The following is an 18,743-nucleotide window of genomic DNA, read 5'->3' on the forward strand; positions in this document are numbered from 1 at the left end:
CTTTGTCCCGCTTCGCAGCGGGCCGCGGTGGAAGTCGGCCAGTAACGTCATGGATATGACGACTTCTGCATCGGTACCCACCGGCTCCGAATCCGCGAAGGCCGGCGCCCGCACCGTCACCGACCGGCTCGTCGAGGCGAACGAGCGCTACGCCGCCGCGTTCACCGACCCCGGGATGGACGCCCGTCCCGTCCAGCGCGTCGCCGTCGTGGCCTGCATGGACGCGCGCCTCGACCTGCACGCCGCGCTCGGCCTGAAGCTCGGTGACTGCCACACCATCCGCAACGCGGGCGGTGTCGTCACCGACGACGTGATCCGCTCGCTCACCATCAGCCAGCGGGCGCTCGGCACCCGCAGCGTGGTCCTCATCCACCACACCGGGTGCGGCATGGAGTCCCTCACCGAGGAGTTCCGGCACGACCTGGAGCTGGAGGTCGGCCAGCGCCCGGCGTGGGCGGTGGAGGCCTTCCGGGACGCCGACCAGGACGTGCGGCAGTCGATCGAGCGGGTGCGCACCTCGCCGTTCCTGCTGCACACCGAGGACGTGCGCGGCTTCGTCTTCGACGTGAAGACGGGTCTGCTGCGGGAGATCACTCCCGCCTGATCCGGTCGCCCGCCCCGATGACTCCCACCGCGCAAGCGCCGCAAAGGCCGCAAGGCCCGACATACCGCGGCCAGTTGTCCACAGGCGAGTGACACGAATCGGTAACGGCAGCAAGAATGCGTGAAGTGGTGTCGCGCGGAACTTTTTCCGCGCGCTGTCCGTGATTCGGGGTGGGCCGGTCCGCGATCCGGGGGCCGGTCCGGCAAGTTGGGGTACTCCGGCTTCTCAGGAAGCGCGGGGAAAGGCCGAGGAGGGCCGGTGACGACCTATGACGATCGAGCGAGCCTCACTGATCTGACCGCTGTGGTGGAGCGGGTGCGCGGTTCGGTGGAGGGCGTGATCGAGGGCAAGCCCGAGGTCGTACGGCTCTCGCTGACCGTGCTGCTCGCCGAGGGCCACCTGTTGATCGAGGACGTCCCGGGCGTCGGCAAGACCATGCTGGCCAAGGCGCTGGCTCGGTCCGTCGACTGTTCCGTGCGCCGGATCCAGTTCACGCCGGACCTGCTGCCCTCGGACATCACCGGGGTGTCCATCTGGGACCAGCAGCGCCGTGACTTCGAGTTCAAACCGGGCGCGATCTTCGCGCAGGTGGTGATCGGCGACGAGATCAACCGCGCCTCGCCGAAGACGCAGTCGGCGCTGCTGGAGTCGATGGAGGAGCGCCAGGTCACCATCGACGGCCAGACCTACGAGCTGCCCAGCCCCTTCATGGTGGTGGCGACGCAGAACCCGGTCGAGATGGAGGGCACCTACCCGCTGCCGGAGGCGCAGCGCGACCGCTTCATGGCGCGGGTCTCCATCGGCTATCCCAGCCCGGACGCCGAGCTGCAGATGCTCGACGTGCACGGCGGGGTGAACCCGCTGGACGACCTGCAGCCGGTGGCGCACGCGCACGACATCCTGAAGCTGATCGAGGCGGTCCGGGGCGTCCACGTCGCCGACCCGGTGCGGCGGTACGCCGTCGACCTGGTCGCCGCCACGCGTACCCACCCGGACCTCAGACTCGGCGCCTCGCCGCGCGCCACGCTGCATCTGCTGCGCGCGGCGAAGGCGTCCGCCGCCCTGAGCGGCCGGGAGTACGCGCTGCCGGACGACGTGCAGGCCCTCGCGGTCGCCGTCCTGGCCCACCGCCTGCTGCCCACCGCCCAGGCCCAGCTCAACCGCCGCACCGCCGAGCAGGTCGTCCAGGAGATCCTGCAGCGCACCCCGGTGCCCGCGGCGGCGCAGCAGCCGGCGGGCTTCGGCGTGGGCCACGGCTCGTCGGCGTACGACCGGCAACCGCCGCGGAGGCTGTGATGGACACCGGGGGGGCGGGCCGGTCCCAGGACGACCGGGGCGAGGGCGGCGGCATCCGCACCGCCCTGGCCGGTCTGACCACCCGCGGGCGCTCCTTCCTGGCCGCCGGTATCGCCGCCGCGATCTGTGCCTACGTCCTCGGCCAGAGCGACCTGCTGCGCGTCGGACTGCTGCTGGGTGTGCTGCCGCTGCTGTGCGCGACCGTGCTCTACCGCACCCGGTACCGGGTCGCGGGCAGCCGCCGGCTCTCCCCCGGGCGGGTGCCCGCGGGCAGCGAGGCCCGGGTGCATCTGCGGATCGACAACGTCTCGCGGCTGCCCACGGGCCTGCTGATGCTCCAGGACCGGGTGCCCTACGTGCTCGGACCGCGCCCCCGCTTCGTGCTCGACCGGGTGGAGCCGGGCGGTCGTCGCGAGGTGTCCTACCGGGTCCGCTCCGACCTGCGCGGCCGCTATCCGCTGGGCCCGCTCCAACTGCGCCTGACCGACCCTTTCGGGCTGTGCGAGCTGACCCGGTCCTTCTCGACGTACGACACCCTGACCGTGATCCCGCGCGTGGAGGCGTTGCCGCCGGTGCGGCTGAGCGGGGAGGCGAAGGGGTACGGGGAGGGCCTGCAGCGCTCGCTGGCGCTGGCGGGCGACGACGACGTGATCCCGCGCGGGTACCGCTACGGGGACGACCTGCGCCGCGTGCACTGGCGCTCCACCGCGCGGTACGGCGAGCTGATGGTGCGCCGCGAGGAGCAGCCGCAGCGCGCCCGCTGCACGGTGCTGCTGGACACCCGGGGCGGGGCCTTCGAGGGCGCGGGCCCCGACTCGGCCTTCGAGTGGGCGGTGTCGGGCGCGGCGTCCGTGCTGGTGCACATGCTGGAGCGGGGCTTCTCGGTCCGGCTGCTCACCGACACCGGGAACTCGGTGCCCGGCGAGGGCGCCGACGGCTTCGCGGGTGCGAGCCAGGGCGCGGCCGACGCGGCCGGGCTGATGATGGACACCCTCGCGGTGATCGACCACTCCGAGGGCACGGGCCTGTCCCGGGCGTACGACGTGCTGCGCGGCGGGAACGAGGGGCTGCTGGTGGCGTTCTTCGGCGACCTGGACGAGGAGCAGGCCGCGGTGGCCGCCAAGATGCGGCAGCGCAGCGGCGGCGCCGTCGCCTTCGTCCTGGACTCCGCGGCCTGGGCGCGGGAGCCGGCCGACGCGACCGGTCCGTCGGACAGGGGCGCGGAGCGGCTCCGGATGCTGCGCGATGCGGGCTGGACGGCTGTGAACGTGCCGCGGGGCGCCCCCCTGGAGGAGCTCTGGCGCCTGGCGGACCATGAACGCGCCGGCCTCGCGACGGCGGGCGGCGGGGAGGGCACGCGATGAACGCACCGGCACGACCGGCGCCGAGCGCCTCGGCGGCCGCACCCGAACGACACGAGCGACCGGCGGGCCGCGGGCACGCCGGTTCCACGACGGCCACCGGCCGGGAGGGCACGCGATGAGTGGGCGGGCGCGGCTGGCTCTGTGTGCGTGGGCGGCCACGCTGATGGCGGCGTGCGCGCTGCTGCCCCTGGTCGACCCGGCCACCTGGATCCTGCAGGCCGCGCTCCTGCTGGCGGTCCAGTCCGGGGTGGGCGCGGCGGCCCGCCGGGTCCCGCTGGCCCGGCCGCTGACCATCGCCGCGCAGGCCCTGGTCACGCTGGTGCTCCTGACCCTGGTCTTCGCCCGGCAGCAGGCGCTCGCCGGGCTGATCCCCGGCCCACAGGCCGTTCAGCGCTTCGCCGACCTGCTGCAACAGGGCGGCGACGACATCGCCCGGTACGCGATCCCGGCGCCGCTGGAGTCCGACGGCATCCGGCTGATGCTGGTCGGCGGTGTCCTGGTGATCGGGCTGCTGGTGGACACCCTCGCGGTGACCTTCCGCAGCGCCGCCCCCGCCGGACTGCCGCTGCTCGCGCTGTACTCGGTGGCCGCGGGGCTGTCCGAGGGCGGCACCGACTGGCTGTGGTTCCTCGTCGCGGCGGCCGGCTACCTGATGCTGCTCCTGGCCGAGGGACGTGACCGGCTCTCGCAGTGGGGCCGGGTCTTCGGCGGCACGCCACGCACCCCGGGCGGGGAGCAGAGCGGCGCGGTCGCCCCGGTCCGTACCGGGCGGCGCATCGGCGCGTTCGCACTGGGCGTCGCCCTGGTGGTACCGCTGGCCCTGCCCGCGATGGACGGCGGGCTGCTGGACAGCGCCAGGACAGGCGCCGGTTCCGGGACCGGGGGTGGCGGCACGATCTCCGCGGTGAACCCGCTGGTCTCCCTGCGCGACAGTCTCAACGTCGACGAGAACCGGCAGGTCCTCTCCGTCGAGACCGACGCGAACGACCTGTCGAACCTGTACCTGCGCATCGTGTCGCTGGACGACTTCGACGGCACCACCTGGAAGCCGTCCAAGCGGGACATCACCGCCGTGCCGGACGGCACGTTCCCCACGCCGGTCGGCCTCGGTCCCGGCATCGAGCGCACGGAGACCCGGACCGCCATCAGGGCCGCGGACTGGTACGCCCAGGACTGGCTGCCCATGCCGTACCCGCCGAGCGGCGTACGGGTGGCGGGCAACTGGCGCTACGAACCGGTCGGCATGACCCTGGTCGGCGACCACGGCCAGAACACCCGCGGTGTGGCGTACGAGGTACGGAGCCTGAACGTGCAGCCGACGGCGGACCAGCTCGCCGCCGCCCCGCAGCCGCCCTCGGCGCTGAGGCGGGAGTACACCGAGCTGCCGGACTCGCTGCCCGACGTGGTCTCCCGAACCGCCCGCCAGGTCACCGCCGGCGCGGCGAACCCCTACGAGCAGGCGGTCAAGCTCCAGGAGTACTTCGCGGTCAACGGCGGTTTCGAGTACGACACCAAGGTCAAGGTCGGCAGCGGCTCGCAGGCGATCGCCCGTTTCCTCGCGGACAAGCAGGGCTTCTGCGTGCACTTCTCCTTCGCCATGGCGGCGATGGCCCGTTCCCTGGACATCCCGGCCAGGGTCGCGGTCGGCTTCGCGCCGGGTTCCCCCCAGGCGGACGGCACGGTGTCGGTGGGGCTGCGGGACGCCCACGCCTGGCCCGAGGTGTACTTCGAGGGCGTGGGCTGGACCCGCTTCGAGCCGACGCCGACGCGTGGGTCGACCCCGTCGTACACGCTGACGGAGACGCCCGGCAGCTCGGTGCCCGACCCCGAGCTGCCGTCCCGGAACCCGGAGACGGAGCCCTCGGCGGCGCCCTCGGCGAGCGAGAGCTGCACGGCCCAGGACAAGAAGCTGGACGCCTGCGCCAGCGAGTCCGCGGCGGCCGCACCGGTCGCGGGCGGGAGCGGACCGAAGTGGTACGTGGTGCCGGCCTGGGTCCTGGGAGGGCTCGCGGTGCTGCTGGTCCCGCTCGCACCGATGCTGTGGCGGCTGCGCACCCGGTCGGTACGGCTGGGGGCGCACGGCCGCACCGAGGCGGACGCGGGGCCGCACACCCTCGCTGTCTGGCAGGAGCTGACCGACACGGCATGGGACTTCGGAATCCTGCCGGAGGAGTCGCAGACCCCGCGCAAGGCGGCGGCCCGGATCGTCCGGCTCGGGCAGCTCGATCCGACGGCCGCGGCGGCGGTACACCGGGTGGCGGATGCGGTGGAACAGGTTCTGTACGCGCCCCGGCCCCGCCCGGCGGCGGGCCTCACGGAGGACGTCCACCGGGCGAGCGCCGGTCTGCGTGCCACGGCCGGCCGGGGCACGCGGCTGCGTGCACGGTTCGCCCCGCGTTCGACCGTGCGGGTGTCCTGGGCGGTGTCGGCCAGGTGGGCGGAGCTGAAACACCGTGCCGCGGCGGCCCGGCCGACGTTCCGGAAGGCATCGGGGCAGCAGGGCTGAGCGGGGCCCAGCGGGACACGGCCACGCGGGCCCGTCCTGCGGGGGCACGGCCACGCGGGCCCGTCCTGCGGGGACACGGGCCACGCGGGGCGGGGCCCGGAGGACAGGGCGCCGGGCCGGGGCCCGGAGCCACAGCCGCCCGGGCCCCGGACACCGAGCAGCCGCTCGGCACCGGATTCAGAGCCACAGCCACTCGTGACCCGGGCTTGAGACACAGCGGCCGTACGGGGCCCGGACACGAAGAGACAGGGCGCGCGCGGCGTCGCGGGTGCGGAGGGCAGAGGCGCGGGGCCGGGGCGCGGAGGGCGAGTCGGGCGGGCCGGGGCGCACAGGACAGCAGGTCAGGCGGGCCGGGGCCGCGCGGGAGCGCCGGGCGTCCTCCGGTCCGGTACCCACCGTGCCTGCCCCACCCCGGTGACCACTGGCTCCAGCCCGGATCTCCGGACTCCGGGCACGCATGGGCACGCGTGAGGGGGTGACCACCCGGACGGTGGTCACCCCCTCACGCGGATGTCCTGATGAGCGGCCCCGGAAGCTACTGGCCGCCCTGCTGCTCATCCCGGCGGCGCTGCCAGCGCTCGTCGATGCGGTCCATCATGGAGCGTTTCTGCCGCCCCTGGCGGCGCGCCTGTGGTCCCGCACCGGCGGCGGGCTGCTCGCCCGGCTTCGGTGCCTTGCGCCAGCCGGTCACGGCGAGGACCGCGCAGCCCAGCATGACGAGGAAGCCCACCACGCTGAGCCAGACCTGCTGGGCGACCATACCGGCCATGAGGAGCGCAATACCTACGAGGAAGCCCGCGACCGCCTGGTAGACCCGTCGCCGGGTGTACGTACGCAGCCCGCTTCCCTCGAGCGCTGTCGCGAACTTGGGATCTTCGGCGTACAGCGCTCGCTCCATCTGCTCGAGCATGCGCTGCTCGTGCTCCGAGAGCGGCACGGAGTCCTCCTCATCGTGCAGTCGCCGGGGCGACCCGGGGGGGTCCCTTCAGGATAGGCAGGGAATCGCCCCCGTGAAACCCGCCCCTCTACGCCAATTGGCCAACCGGTTTCCGTCATGGCCGTGCCGGCTGCTGAAGTTCCCATTCCCCAGCGGCCGACCCGTCATGCCGGGCGGTCTCCCTCGATCATACGGCGACTGGCCCCCGTTCGGGGGGCCTGTGGCGTACTCCATCTGCAGTCGCGCCCCTGATCAGCGCCATACCCCACCGGGCGGCTCAGGTCTCCTGGGCCCCTCGCGTCTCACCGAGCACGTGAAGCTGTGTGGCCACGGAGTGGAACGCGGCGAGTTCGGCCGCCGCGGCCTCCAGCTTCAGCAGCGCCTCCATGGCACCGGGCTCCGTGTCCACCAGCACTCCCGGGACGAGGTCGGCGAAGACCCGCACGCCGTGGACGGCGCCGATCCGGAGCCCCGCGGCCTCGACCAGTCCGGTGAGCTGCTCGGCGGTGAACCGGCGCGGCACGGGGTCACCCGTGCCCCAGCGGCCGTCCGGGTCACCGAGCGCCTGCCGGGCCTCCGTGAAGTGGCCGGCGAGGGCACGCGCCAGCACGGCCCCGCCGAGGCCCGCGGCGAGCAGGCTGAGGACGCCCTCGGCGCGCAGGGCGGCCACCACGTTGCGGATGCCCTCCGCGGGGTCGTCCACGTACTCCAGGACGCCGTGGCACAGCACGACGTCGTAGCCGCCGCGCTCGACCACGTCGAAGAGGCCGTGGGCGTCTCCCTGGACGCCCCGGACGCGGTCGGCGACGTCGGCCTCGGCGGCGCGGCGTTCCAGGGCGAACAGTGCGTTGGGGCTCGGGTCGACGACGGTGACGCGGTGGCCGAGGCGGGCCACGGGCACCGCGAAGTTGCCGCTGCCGCCGCCGGTGTCCAGGACGTCCAGCGCCTGGCGGCCCGTGGCCTTGACCCGACGGTCGAGGGCGTCCTGGAGGACGTCCCAGACCACAGCGGTACGCAGGGCGGCGCGGGAACGAGACGGGTCGGAGCGCGGCGACGCCGTTTGCGGGCTGTGGGGGGAGACGGGCGGGCGCATCGGCTCCGACACGGCAGTTGACTCCTCGGCGCGGCACCGCCTCGGGCAGGGGCGGAGCGAACGGGCTGCCGCCCCGGCCCGGGTGCGGGAAGGGGCAGGCTTCAGGCGCCTCCCACCCTATTGCCTCCGGTGAGGCGACCGGCCATCGCGCACCACCGGCCCCGGAGGTGCCCTGTGCTCCCGCTGCCCGAGGTGCTCATCCCGCGTCCGGCAGGTGCTGACCGGTCCGGCCGTCCCCCGGCGGGTCACCGCCCGGCCGGTCACGGCCGGGGCGGTCACGGCCGGGGCGGTCACGGCCGTGATGGTCGAAACCGGGGCGGTCGAAACCGGGACGGCCCGCACCCGAGCGGTCGAAGCGGCCCCGCCCGGAACCGGATCGGTCGGCGTCCGGGTATCCGGAGTCGGGACGGGCGTCCCTCGGACGGGCAGGGCCCGACCCGGCGGAACCCGGTCCGTCGAAGCCCGACCCGACGGAACCCGGTCCGTCGAAGCCCGACCCGACGGAACCCGGCCCAGCGGTGTCCAGGCGGTCCGTGGCCGGCTGGCCCGAGTCGGGCCGGGGCTGGGGCAGGACCGGCTGGAGGGCCAGCATCCGCTCCACGAGGCGCAGGAACACCGCCACGTCGCGTATCAGGTCGTCGGCGTCCCGCCGATTGGCCGCGCCCCGGATGCCCGCCTCGGCCCGCGCCCGGCGCGGGGCGCCCGAGGCGAACAGCGCGCTCCAGTCGGAGAGCTCGGGCGCGATCTCGGGGAGCACCTCCCAGGCGCTGCGGATGCGGGCCCGGGCCCGCGGGGTGGTCTCGGGGCGGCCTCGTGCGGCGAGCACCGCGGCCGCTGCGCGCAGGGCGGCGAGATGGGCCGTCGCGTACCGCTCGTTCGGTGTTTCGAGGACGGCGGCCTCTTCCAGTCCGGACCGGGCCTGGGCGAGCAGGTCGAGGGCGGCGGGCGGGGCGCTTGTCCGGCGGAGCACGGGGTGCACGTCGCTCGCCGGGCCGGTCAGTGAGGGTGCAGGGCCGGCTGCGCGGCGCCACCGGGCGGCGGCTGCGGACGAGTGGGCCATGACGATCCTCCTGTCGTCTCCGTGACGGCACGCCCTGGCAAGAGGTGCCGTATGTGCATCGTGAGGTATGCCACTGACAATCCGTCCCGACCTGGGCTTTCACCTCGATCAAAGGTTCGGTTCGCGATGCGTGCCGACCAGGCCGACGCGGAGCCCGGCACGCCGGTCCCGGCCGAGGTGCGGGCCGGGGTGCGGCCCGCGGTGCCCGCCCCGGCCGTCCCCGGAACTCGAGCCCTCGACCCCCGCGGGCCCTGCGGTGACGTCCGCGGGGAGGGGGCTGTGACAATCAGGACCATGGAAAGCAGCAGCGCCGTCTCGCAGGGCAGCAGCCGTCGCGAGGCCACCCGGCAGAAGCTCTACGAGGCGGCCGTCACCCTCATCGCCGAGCAGGGCTTCTCCGCCACCACCGTGGACGAGATCGCCGAACGCGCCGGGGTCGCGAAGGGCACGGTCTACTACAACTTCGCCAGCAAGTCCGTCCTCTTCGAGGAGTTGCTGCGCCATGGTGTAGGGCTCCTCACCGCATCGCTGCGGGAGGCGGCGGAGCGGACGGCGCGGGAGGGCCGCGGCCGGGTCGACGCCCTGGACGAGATGATCCGCGCGGGGCTGGTCTTCATCGACCGCTACCCGGCCTTCACCCAGCTGTACGTGGCCGAGCTGTGGCGTACCAACCGGGCCTGGCAGTCCACGCTGCTGGTGGTCCGGCAGGAGGCCGTGGCGGTGGTGGAGGGCGTACTGCGCGAGGGGGTGGCAAGCGGTGAGTTCAGCGAGGAGATCGACGTACCGCTGACCGCCGCGGCCCTGGTCGGCATGGTCCTGGTGGCGGCGCTGGACTGGAAGTCGTTCCAGGCGGAGCGCTCCCTCGACGACGTGCACGCGGCCCTGTCCCGCCTGCTCCAGGGGCGTGTGAGCGGCCGCCCCTGAAGCGATCGCGCACGGGCCGCCGGCCGCGCACGAAGAGCGCCGGCCCGTGGTGGCCGCGTCCCCCGCGGGCCACCGTCGGACCGGCGCCTTCTCCTGCTCCCCCGTACGTCCCCCCGTTGGAACCCCCGTTCTCGGTCGGTCCCCCGGGCTCCCCCGTGCCTCGCTCCCGCCGACCGCGGCCGGCGGAAGGAGCGGATCGCGGGCCCGGCTCCGATCCGGCGCCCCGTGTCGCCGGTTTGGAGCCGTGCCCCTCTCCGTGTCTCCACTCTCTCGTTCCCGCAGGTCGCACCCCATCCGCGTGCGTACTCATCTACCGGGCTAGGTACGGATACTCAGTCGTGCGCGCCCCGGCTCAGGGCGGCGCGTCACCGGCCGGTCACGCGCGCGCCCGTCCCGGTACTCAGCCGCGGCCCGCCGTCGGCCGTTCCCGCAGGTGCACGGCCCGGCCCCTGGACCCGGACTGTCGGTGGCGGCGGATAAAGTCCCTGGCATGGCACGGATTGCGGTGATCGGCGCCGGGATGGGCGCGATGGCGGCCGCCGCCCGGCTGGCCGTCGCGGGCCACCGGGTGGCGGTGTACGAGCGGACTCGGACGTACGGCGGCGCCCTGGGCCGCTTCGAGCGGGACGGCTTCTCCTTCGACACCGGACCCGGTCTGCTCCCGCTGCCCGCGGTCTGGCGCGACCTGTTCGTCAAGACCGGCAAGGAGCCGCTGGAGGCGTGTGTCGAGCTGGTGCAGGTCGACCCGTCGTCCCGGCACGTCTTCGCGGACGGTACGGAGGTGTCACTGCCGAACGCCTCGCGGGCGGGGGTCGTAGCCTCCCTGGACCGGGCGCTCGGCCCGGCCGCCGGGCAGCGCTGGGGCGACTTCCTGGTGCGGGCCCGTGAGACCTGGGACCGGACGCGCCGCCCGCTCCTCGAGGAGCCGCTGTGGCCGAACTGGGAGGTGCTGGCCGAGCGCGAGCCCTATCCGGCGGTGCCGCACAAGCGGCTGCTGCGCACCCGCCGGGCCGGCACGCTCGCCGAGGTCGGTGCCTGGGAGCTGCGGGACGCCCGGCTCGCCGCCCTCCTGGAGAGCCACGCGCTCGGGTACGGCCTGGACCCCCGGACCGCTCCGGCGAACACCGCGGTGCTGCCGTACATGGAGTACGCGTTCGGTATGTGGTACGTGCGTGGCGGCGGTCTGCGGGAGCTGGCGCGGGCGGTGTACGAGCGGTGCCTGGCCCGCCGGGTCGAGTTCCACTTCGGTGCCGAGGTCGCGGGAATCGCCGAGAAGGACGGCCGGGTGGCGGGCGTGGAGCTGGCCGGAGGCGGCGTCGCGGAGGCGGAGTTCGTGGTGGCCGGTGTGGCGCCCGGTGTGCTGGACCGCCTCTGCGGGGGCCCGGCGGTACGGGGCGACGGCGAGGTGCCGCCGCAGCGGGGCGGGGCGAGCCGGCTGACGGTGCTGCTGACGCTGCGGGGCGGCCGTCCCGAGGGCACGGCGCACCGGACGGTGGTGCACGCGGAGGACCGGGAGACCGAGCTGGACAGCCTGTTCGGCGCCACGCCCGGTATGGCCGCGCGGCCGACCGTCACGGTTCTGCGCCCCGACGACCCGGGACTGGTCCCGGACGCGGACCACGAGGCGGTCACACTCACCGCCGTGGTGCCCGCCCTGGGCGCCGGGCCGGACTGGACCGCGGCAGATGCGTCCGCCCGCCACGCCGAGTACCTGGTCGGCGTCGCCGAGCGTGCGATACCGGATCTGCGCGACCGTCTTCTGTGGCACGAGGTACGCACCCCGGCCGATGTCGCCGCGGGGACCGGTGTGGCGGACGGCGCGGTTCCGGTGCCGGCCCTGGCGGGGGCCGGCGGGCGCCTGCTGCACGCGGCGAACGGCACGCGCACCGGCGGGCTGTTCACGGTCGGCGGCTGGTCGCACCCGGGCGGGGGTCTGCCGCACGCGGGCATGTCGGGCGCGCTGGTCGCCGGACTCGTCGTGGAGGGACCGGAGTTCCGGGGTTCTCAGTGACCGGCAGGGGGCCGGTGAGCGGCAGGGCGCCGGTGAGCGGTCGGGGACCGGTGGCCTGTCCCCGGACGCGCCGTCAGAAGCGGTACTGCTCGTCGTAGCCCTGGCCCTGGCCCTGGCTCTGACCCTGTGTCTGGCCGTTGCCCTGGTACGGATACGTCTGCTCCTGCGGGAGTTCGCCGCCGTGGGGTTCGTCGGTGCTGCGCTGCTGCGGCACCCACACCCCGCCGGCCGGTGTCTCGCCGCCGTAACCGCCGGGCGTGCCGGTGGCGTACTGGTCCTGCCCGTAGTCCTGCCGGCCGTACTGCTGCCCGGCGGCCGGGTCGTAGGAGCCGGTGTCGTACGACGTCCCGCCGTAGGTGTGGGTGCCGATGTACGGGTCGGAGTAGGCGGCGTACTGCTGCTGGCCGCCGGTGTCGTAGCCGTACCCCTGCTGCTGTCCGTAACCCGAGTAGTCGTAGGCGTAGGACTGGTCGGTGCCCTGCGCGGCCGCGGCCTGGGCCTGGGCCTGCTGGTCGTGGCCGTAGCCGGCGTCGGCGTACACACCGTAGGAGCCGGTGTCGTCCGGCATGGGCTGCGGCTCGTAGACGGCGGTGGTCTCCGCGGCCGCGGGGTCGGCGGGGCGGGCCGGGGTGAAGACGTCGTCGCGGTCGTAGTCGTCGGGGCCGTACGAGAGGCCGTCCTGACCGGGCGCGTGGTCCCGCGTACGGCCGTCGTAGCCGTCGTGACCGTCGTGGTCGTCCGGGCCGCCCTCGGCCGCTTCGAGGCCGGAGACCTCCAACGTCGGTTCCTGGCTGCCCCGTTGGGGGCGGCTGCGCCTGCCGGTGAGGCCCGTCGGGGCGTTGACCGCCCAGCCGGCCTCGAAGCCGCGGCGGAACGACAGCGTGACGTAGGTCTGGCCGACCGCGAAGGCGGCCGCGCCCAGCCCGATGACGATGACGGACGGGATCAGGACACCGATCACGACACCGAGGAAGCCGCCGAACGCGAGCAGCCGCCAGCGCAGCCGCGCCTTGTACTGCAGCAGCACCTCACCGAGCAGCCACAGCGCGACGCCGCCGAACGCGATGTAGAGGACCGTCCAGCCCATGTACGCCCCTCTCCCAGTGGCCGCTACGCAGTGTGTCGTAAGTATGTGCGACCGGTCTAGGCCCGCGGTGGGTGGTGCAGGCCCAGGTTCTCGTAGATTTCCAGGGTCGCCGTGGAGTTGTTCAGCGTGATGAAGTGCAGTCCGGGCACACCCTCGGCCAGTAGCCGCGCGCAGAACTCCGTGGCGAACTCGATGCCAATGGAGCGTACAGCGGTCGGATCGTCCTTGGCTGTGAGGATCCGCTCTTTCAGCTCGGCCGGGAACGAGGCGTTGCTGAGCTTTGGCAACCTCTCCAGCATCTTCACACTGGTCACCGGCATGACCTCGGGAATGACCGGGGTCTCGCAGCCGGCCGCGGCGACCCGGTCGCGCAGGCGCAGGTAGGACTCGGGCTGGAAGAACATCTGCGTGATCGCGTAGTCGGCGCCCGCCCGGCACTTGTCGACGAAGTGCCTCACGTCCGTGTCCCAGTCGGCGGAGCGCGGGTGCATCTCGGGGAACGCCGCGACACCGACGCAGAAGTCGCCCGACTCCTTGATGAGCCGGACCAGTTCGGCCGCGTAGGTCAGGCCCTGCGGGTGCGGGACCCAGTCGGCCGTGGGGTCGCCGGGCGGATCGCCGCGCACGGCCAGCATGTTGCGGATCCCGGCGTCGGCGTACTGGCCGATGATGTTGCGCAGTTCGGCGACGGAGTGGTCGACGGCGGTGAGGTGGGCCACGGGGGTCAGCGTGGTGTCGGCGACGATCTGCTGGGTCTCCTTGACCGTCCCCGCGCGCGTGGATCCGCCGGCGCCGTAGGTCACGGAGACGAAGTCCGGCGCGACCGCCTCCACCCGCCTCAGCGCGCTCCACAGGTTCTTCTCGCCCTTGGCCGTCTTCGGCGCGGAGAACTCGAACGAGTACGTCGTCTTGCCGGACGCGAGCATGTCGCGCACGGTGCGTGCGCGATCAGTCCTGGTGGATGCGGTTCCGAGGGCCATACGGGCAGGTTAGCCAGGGGGCGGCGGTCACCCAACCGGATGCAGGGCATTTGTCCGTATTGTCGATTTGTTGTCCACCCCTTGGACATACTCGCCGGACACATGCCTCCGGCTCCCCCGGCCACGCCGACCCACCGACCGCCGGCCGCCGGCCACGCCGACGCGAGCCCTACGCCTGCCGCAGTCGCTTCGCGAACTCGGCGGCCGCCGCGCCCGGATCGTCCGCCGCGGTGATCGCGCGGACGACGACGACGCGCCGGGCGCCGGCCTCCAGCACCTCGTCGAGGTTGCCGAGGTCGATGCCGCCGATGGCGAACCAGGGGCGCTCGGTGCCGAGGGACGCCGTGTGACGGACCAGGCCGAGTCCGGGTGCGTGGCGGCCGGGCTTGGTGGGGGTCGGCCAGCACGGGCCGGTGCAGAAGTAGTCCACGCCGTCCTGGACGGCGGCAGCGGCGGCCTCGGACTCGGCGTGCGTGGAACGGCCGACGAGGACGTCGTCGCCGAGGATCGCCCGGGCGGCGGGCACCGGAAGGTCGCCCTGCCCGAGGTGCAGCACGTCGGCGCGGGCCGCGTGGGCGACGTCCGCCCGGTCGTTCACCGCGAGGAGCTTGCCGTGGCGGGCGCAGGCGTCGGCGAAGACCTCGAGGTGTTCCAGCTCCTCCCCGGCCTCCATGCCCTTGTCGCGCAGCTGCACGATGTCGACGCCGCCGGCCAGCACCGCGTCCAGGAACTCGGGCAGGTCGCCCTGGTCGCGGCGGGCGTCCGTGCACAGGTAGAGCCTGGCGTCGGCGAGCCGGGCGCGGGCGGTGGCGTCGGTGTCGGGCATGCGGGTTCCCCCAGGTCGGCAGGTCGGTGGCGTGGGCCACGTGGGCCGCACGGCTCTGGCACACGGGCCGCGGTGGCGACGCGGCCCGTGCGGAGAACAGGTGCTCGGGCAGCACGCGGCCCGGGCGCGAACGGATGCACGGCAGCACACGGCCCGTGCGTTGAACGGATACTCGGGCAGCACACGGCCCGTGCGTCGAACGGTACTGCGGGCGGCACGCGGCCCGTGGGGCACGGGGCGTGCCGGGCCACGGCCCCGGCGTGCGGGCCGCGTGCCGGCACGCCGGGCAGCGGGTGTCAGGTCAGACGGCGAGCGCCTGGGCGCGGCGCTTCACCTCCGTGCCGCGGTTCTCGCTCAGCGCCTGCGCGGGGGTGCCGGGCAGGGTCTCGTCGGGCGTGAAGAGCCACTCCAGCATCTCCTCGGCCGTGAAACCGTCGTCCCGCAGCAGCGTCAGGGTCCCGACCAGGCCCTTGACGACCTTGTCCTCGTCGATGAAGGCCGCGGGGATGTGCAGCGCGCGGTTCTCACCGCGGCGTACGGCGATGAGCTGGCCTTCCTTGATCAGCTGGCGTACGCGGGTCACCTCGACACCGAGCATCTCGGCGATGTCGGGGACGGTGAGCCAGGCAGGCACGAGAGCATCGATCTTTGCGTCAATCTCGGTCACAGCTCCAGCCTGCCATCTGGCACTGACAGTCGGAAACCGGACCCGTCCGACCCCGGCCGGCGAACCGGGCCGACGCCCCGGACCGACGCCTCGGACCGGCGAACCGGGCCGGCGAACCGGACCGGGAGCGCGGACGGCGGGAGAACCCGGACGGGCGGCCTACGCCGTCGCCGCCTTGAGCGGCCTCGCCGGATCGGCCAGCAGCCGCGGGTCCATCGTCGTGCCCGCCTGGATCAGGCGTTTGCCCTGGGCGAGGTCCCGGGGGCGGCCCACCGCCAGCAGGGCGACCAGGCGGTCCTCGCGCAGCCAGCAGACCGTCCAGGCGGGCCCCGAGGGGTCCCCGCGCCACAGGGTGCGGTCGGCGGCCGTGTGGTGACCGGCGTACTGGACGAAGCGGCCGAACTGCTCGGACCAGAAGTACGGCACCGGGTCGTAGGCCGCCGGGGGCTCGTCGGTGGCGGCGCCGACGATGTTGGCGGCGACCGTGCGCGGGCCCTGGAGGGCGTTGTCCCAGTGGTGCACGAGCAGCCGCTCGCCGTAGCGGCGGGAGGGGAAGGAGGCGCAGTCGCCGACCGCGTAGACGTCCGGCGCCGAAGTGCGCAGACGGTCGTCGGCCAGAACCTCCCCGTGCGCGCCGAGGCCGATCCCGGAGCCGGCGAGCCACGTGGTGGCGGGCCGGGCGCCGATGCCGACGACGACCGCGCCCGCGGGCAGCCGTGAGCCGTCGTCGAGGACCACCTGGCCGGGCTCCCCGGGGGCACCGGGCTCGACGCGCTCCACGCGCGCGTGCGTGCGCAGTACGGCGCCCGCACCGGCGTACCAGTCCGCCATCCTCGCGGCGACCTCGTCGGGCAGCACACCGGCGAGGGGCCGGTCGGCGGCCTCCACGACGGTCACCGCGCAGCCCGCCTCACGCGCGGCGGTGGCGAACTCGGCGCCGATCCAGCCCGCGCCGACGACCACGATGTCGTGCTGCCGGGCGAGCACCGGGCGCAGCCGTTCGGCGTCGTCCAGGGTGCGCAGCAGGTGCACGCCGGGCACGCCCTCCGCGCCGGGGAGCCGGATCGGTTCGGCGCCGGTCGCGAGGACGAGGACGTCGTACGGCACGGGCCCCGCGGAGGTGTCGAGGACGTGCGCTCCGGGGCGGACGCCCAGGGCCTCGCAGCCGAGCCGCAGGGTGATGCCGAGCGCCTCGAAGTCGACGTCGAAGGCGGAGCCCTCGGCCGTGCCGAGCAGGACGGCCTTGGACAACGGGGGGCGGTCGTACGGCTGGTGCGGCTCCGCGCCGATCAGCGTCACGGCGCCGGTGAAGCCCTGCTCCCGCAGGGCGACGGCGGTCTGCACCCCCGCCATGCCCGCGCCCACGACGACCACGCGGCGCTCCGCGTCCGCTCCCCGTTCCCGGGTCTGCTCCTGCGTCTGCTCGCTCACCTGATCACCTTAGACACCCGGCGGCTCGCCGGTCAGTGCCCGTGCGCGGTGACCTGCTCCACAACGCTCGTCCCGCTGCCCCGCTGCGACTCCCACTCCCAGGTCTCCTCCAGGCGCACCCGCCCGTCCGGCAGCTCGACGACGGTCGACACGCAGTGGCCCGACGACGTGCTGCCGTCGGTCTTGAGCTGCACGTAACGGAAGTCGAGACGGTCGCCCTCCCTGCTTCCCACCAGGCGGCCGCGGACGACGTCGCCGCCCGCGTACTCGGCCCATACGGCGCCGTCCTCCTCGTGATACGTGAAGCGGGTACGCGTGCCCACCTGGCCGGGCGCCTGGTCGGCGACGGGGGCGAGGACGAGACCGTCGAGTGAACGTGCCATGGGAGGAGGCTCCCTTACGAGTGCGGTGCGCTGCGGGCTAGGGTGGCCAACGTAAAGCACTCGCGGGAGCCCGGACGCACCGGGCTGAGAGGGAGGCTGGCGGCCTCCGACCGTACGAACCTGATCCGGGTCATGCCGGCGAAGGGAGGGGCTGGACGCCCATGTCGTCTCCGCCACACACGTCTCCGCCACACACGTCGTCACGCACCCCCGACGTCCTCGTCGTCGGGGGCGGGATCATCGGCCTGGTCACGGCCTGGCGGGCCGCGCAGCGCGGGCTCGTCACGGCGCTCGTGGACCCGGAACCGGGCGGTGGGGCCGCCCAGGTGGCGGCCGGGATGCTGGCCGCCGTCACGGAACTGCACTACGGCGAGCAGACGCTGCTCGCCCTGAACCTCGCCTCCGCCCGCCGGTACCCGGACTTCGCGGCGGAGCTGGCCGACCTCACCGGCCACGACCTCGGTTACCGCAGGTGCGGCACCCTCGCCGTCGCCCTGGACGCCGACGACCGCGCCCACCTGCGGGAACTGCACGCGCTCCAGCAGCGCTCGGGCCTGGAGTCCGAGTGGCTGCCGGGGCGCGAGTGCCGGCGTCTGGAGCCGATGCTCGCGCCCGGTGTGCGCGGCGGGCTCCGGGTGGACGGCGACCATCAGATCGACCCCCGGCGCCTCGCCGGCGCGCTCGTGGCCGCCTGCGAACGCGCGGGCGTCGTCTTCCACCGGGTGTGGGCCGACCGGCTCACCGTCGGACGCGGCGGCGCACGCGCCACGGGCGTCGTCACGGCGGACGGCACCGCGCTGGAGGCCGGGCGGGTGGTGCTGGCCGGGGGCAGCATGAGCGGGCGGCTCACGGGCGTACCGGACGACGTGCTGCCGCCGGTGCGGCCGGTGAAGGGGCAGGTGCTGCGGCTGACGATGCCGCGGACGCACGGGCCGCTGCTGAACCGGACGGTGCGCGCCGTGGTGCGCGGCAACCACGTCTACCTGGTGCCCCGGGAGAGCGGCGAGCTGGTCGTCGGCGCCACCAGTGAGGAACTGGGCTGGGACACGACGGTCACCGCGGGCGGCGTGTACGAGCTGCTGCGCGACGCCCACGAGCTGGTACCCGGCATCACCGAGCTGCCCCTGGCGGAGACCCGGGCGGGTCTGCGCCCCGGCTCCCCGGACAACGCCCCGCTGCTCGGCCCGACCGCCCTGGACGGCCTGCTGCTGGCCACCGGCCACCACCGCAACGGTGTCCTGCTCACCCCGGTCACCGGCGACGTCATGGCGGACGTCCTGACCACCGGGGAGCTGCCGGCCGAGGCCCGCCCCTTCACCCCCCGGCGCTTCGGCGCCGCCCCCGCACTCCCGGAACTCTCGGAGCAGCCCGCATGAACATCTCCGTCAACGGCGAGCCGCGCGAGGTGGCTCCCGGCACCGCCCTGGACACCCTGGTGGGGACGCTCACCGCGGCGCCGTCCGGGGTGGCCGCCGCCCTCAACGAAACCGTCGTCCCGCGCGCGCGGTGGTCCGCCACCTCGCTGGCCGACGGCGACCGCGTCGAAGTCCTCACCGCCGTCCAAGGAGGCTGAC

General features: G+C 74.3%; 16 protein-coding genes, 1 pseudogene and 1 riboswitch. Of the genes and pseudogenes, 8 read left to right on the plus strand and 9 right to left on the minus strand.

Going from position 1 to position 18,743, the window contains the following annotated elements; translation table 11 throughout:
- Positions 1-55 precede the first annotated feature (55 nt).
- From ACP4J0_RS10685 to ACP4J0_RS10700, 4 genes are all read left to right on the plus strand, one after another.
- The gene (locus ACP4J0_RS10685; RefSeq protein WP_426598388.1) at positions 56-604 is read left to right on the plus strand and encodes a beta-class carbonic anhydrase; all 549 of its coding nucleotides are present in this window, start codon (positions 56-58) and stop codon (positions 602-604) included.
- Between the two features lie 258 nt (positions 605-862).
- Complete coding sequence (locus tag ACP4J0_RS10690) at positions 863-1,900, plus strand: AAA family ATPase (protein ID WP_426598389.1); 1,038 nt, start codon at positions 863-865, stop codon at positions 1,898-1,900.
- Positions 1,900-3,264: a DUF58 domain-containing protein gene (locus tag ACP4J0_RS10695; protein ID WP_426598390.1), complete on the plus strand. Its 1,365-nt coding sequence runs from the start codon at positions 1,900-1,902 to the stop codon at positions 3,262-3,264. The genes ACP4J0_RS10690 and ACP4J0_RS10695 overlap by 1 nt, the downstream gene beginning before the upstream one ends.
- A gap of 115 nt (positions 3,265-3,379) precedes the next feature.
- Entirely contained in the window at positions 3,380-5,770 is a 2,391-nt protein-coding gene (locus ACP4J0_RS10700; RefSeq protein WP_426598391.1) for a transglutaminase TgpA family protein, read from the plus strand.
- Positions 5,771-6,305: 535 nt separating this feature from the next.
- Here the strand turns inward: ACP4J0_RS10700 and ACP4J0_RS10705 are convergent.
- From ACP4J0_RS10705 to ACP4J0_RS10715, 3 genes and pseudogenes are all read right to left on the minus strand, one after another.
- Complete coding sequence (locus tag ACP4J0_RS10705) at positions 6,306-6,707, minus strand: spore wall synthesis complex protein (protein ID WP_019327988.1); 402 nt, start codon at positions 6,705-6,707, stop codon at positions 6,306-6,308.
- Between the two features lie 277 nt (positions 6,708-6,984).
- A complete protein-coding gene (locus ACP4J0_RS10710) occupies positions 6,985-7,812 on the minus strand; it encodes a methyltransferase (protein WP_426598392.1) in 828 nt (275 codons plus the stop codon).
- A 526-nt stretch (positions 7,813-8,338) separates the two neighbouring features.
- Positions 8,339-8,860: pseudogene (locus ACP4J0_RS10715) on the minus strand (SAV_6107 family HEPN domain-containing protein); the annotation flags it as partial.
- A 294-nt stretch (positions 8,861-9,154) separates the two neighbouring features.
- Here ACP4J0_RS10715 and ACP4J0_RS10720 point away from each other — a divergent pair.
- Together ACP4J0_RS10720 and ACP4J0_RS10725 are read left to right on the plus strand one after the other, a co-directional pair.
- Positions 9,155-9,784: a TetR/AcrR family transcriptional regulator gene (locus ACP4J0_RS10720; RefSeq protein WP_426598393.1), complete on the plus strand. Its 630-nt coding sequence runs from the start codon at positions 9,155-9,157 to the stop codon at positions 9,782-9,784.
- 490 nt (positions 9,785-10,274) lie between these two features.
- On the plus strand, positions 10,275-11,795 hold the full coding sequence (locus tag ACP4J0_RS10725; protein WP_426598394.1) for a phytoene desaturase family protein: 1,521 nt from the start codon (positions 10,275-10,277) through the stop codon (positions 11,793-11,795).
- A gap of 73 nt (positions 11,796-11,868) precedes the next feature.
- Here the strand turns inward: ACP4J0_RS10725 and ACP4J0_RS10730 are convergent, their stop codons facing one another.
- From ACP4J0_RS10730 to ACP4J0_RS10755, 6 genes are all read right to left on the minus strand, one after another.
- Positions 11,869-12,882 (minus strand): hypothetical protein, encoded by a 1,014-nt coding sequence (locus tag ACP4J0_RS10730; RefSeq protein WP_426598395.1) that lies wholly within the window; start codon positions 12,880-12,882, stop codon positions 11,869-11,871.
- A 56-nt stretch (positions 12,883-12,938) separates the two neighbouring features.
- On the minus strand, positions 12,939-13,862 hold the full coding sequence (gene metF / locus ACP4J0_RS10735) for a methylenetetrahydrofolate reductase [NAD(P)H] (RefSeq protein ID WP_426598396.1): 924 nt from the start codon (positions 13,860-13,862) through the stop codon (positions 12,939-12,941).
- 169 nt (positions 13,863-14,031) lie between these two features.
- Positions 14,032-14,688, minus strand: a complete 657-nt coding sequence (gene thiE, locus ACP4J0_RS10740) for a thiamine phosphate synthase (protein ID WP_426598397.1) — start codon at positions 14,686-14,688, stop codon at positions 14,032-14,034.
- A 301-nt stretch (positions 14,689-14,989) separates the two neighbouring features.
- Entirely contained in the window at positions 14,990-15,355 is a 366-nt protein-coding gene (locus tag ACP4J0_RS10745) for an Rv2175c family DNA-binding protein (protein WP_055416498.1), read from the minus strand.
- A gap of 159 nt (positions 15,356-15,514) precedes the next feature.
- Positions 15,515-16,729: an NAD(P)/FAD-dependent oxidoreductase gene (locus ACP4J0_RS10750; RefSeq protein WP_426598462.1), complete on the minus strand. Its 1,215-nt coding sequence runs from the start codon at positions 16,727-16,729 to the stop codon at positions 15,515-15,517.
- A gap of 89 nt (positions 16,730-16,818) precedes the next feature.
- Positions 16,819-17,169 (minus strand): hypothetical protein, encoded by a 351-nt coding sequence (locus ACP4J0_RS10755; RefSeq protein WP_426598398.1) that lies wholly within the window; start codon positions 17,167-17,169, stop codon positions 16,819-16,821.
- Positions 17,170-17,221: 52 nt separating this feature from the next.
- Positions 17,222-17,333: riboswitch (TPP riboswitch) on the plus strand.
- Here ACP4J0_RS10755 and thiO point away from each other — a divergent pair.
- Both thiO and thiS read left to right on the plus strand, forming a co-directional pair.
- On the plus strand, positions 17,331-18,545 hold the full coding sequence (gene thiO, locus ACP4J0_RS10760) for a glycine oxidase ThiO (protein ID WP_426598399.1): 1,215 nt from the start codon (positions 17,331-17,333) through the stop codon (positions 18,543-18,545). It overlaps the preceding riboswitch by 3 nt.
- Entirely contained in the window at positions 18,542-18,742 is a 201-nt protein-coding gene (gene thiS / locus ACP4J0_RS10765) for a sulfur carrier protein ThiS (protein ID WP_426598400.1), read from the plus strand. Before thiO ends, thiS begins: the two co-directional genes overlap by 4 nt.
- The last annotated feature ends 1 nt before the right edge of the window (position 18,743 follow it).

This window comes from Streptomyces sp. WG7, assembly GCF_049975785.1.
Taxonomy (GTDB): domain Bacteria; phylum Actinomycetota; class Actinomycetes; order Streptomycetales; family Streptomycetaceae; genus Streptomyces.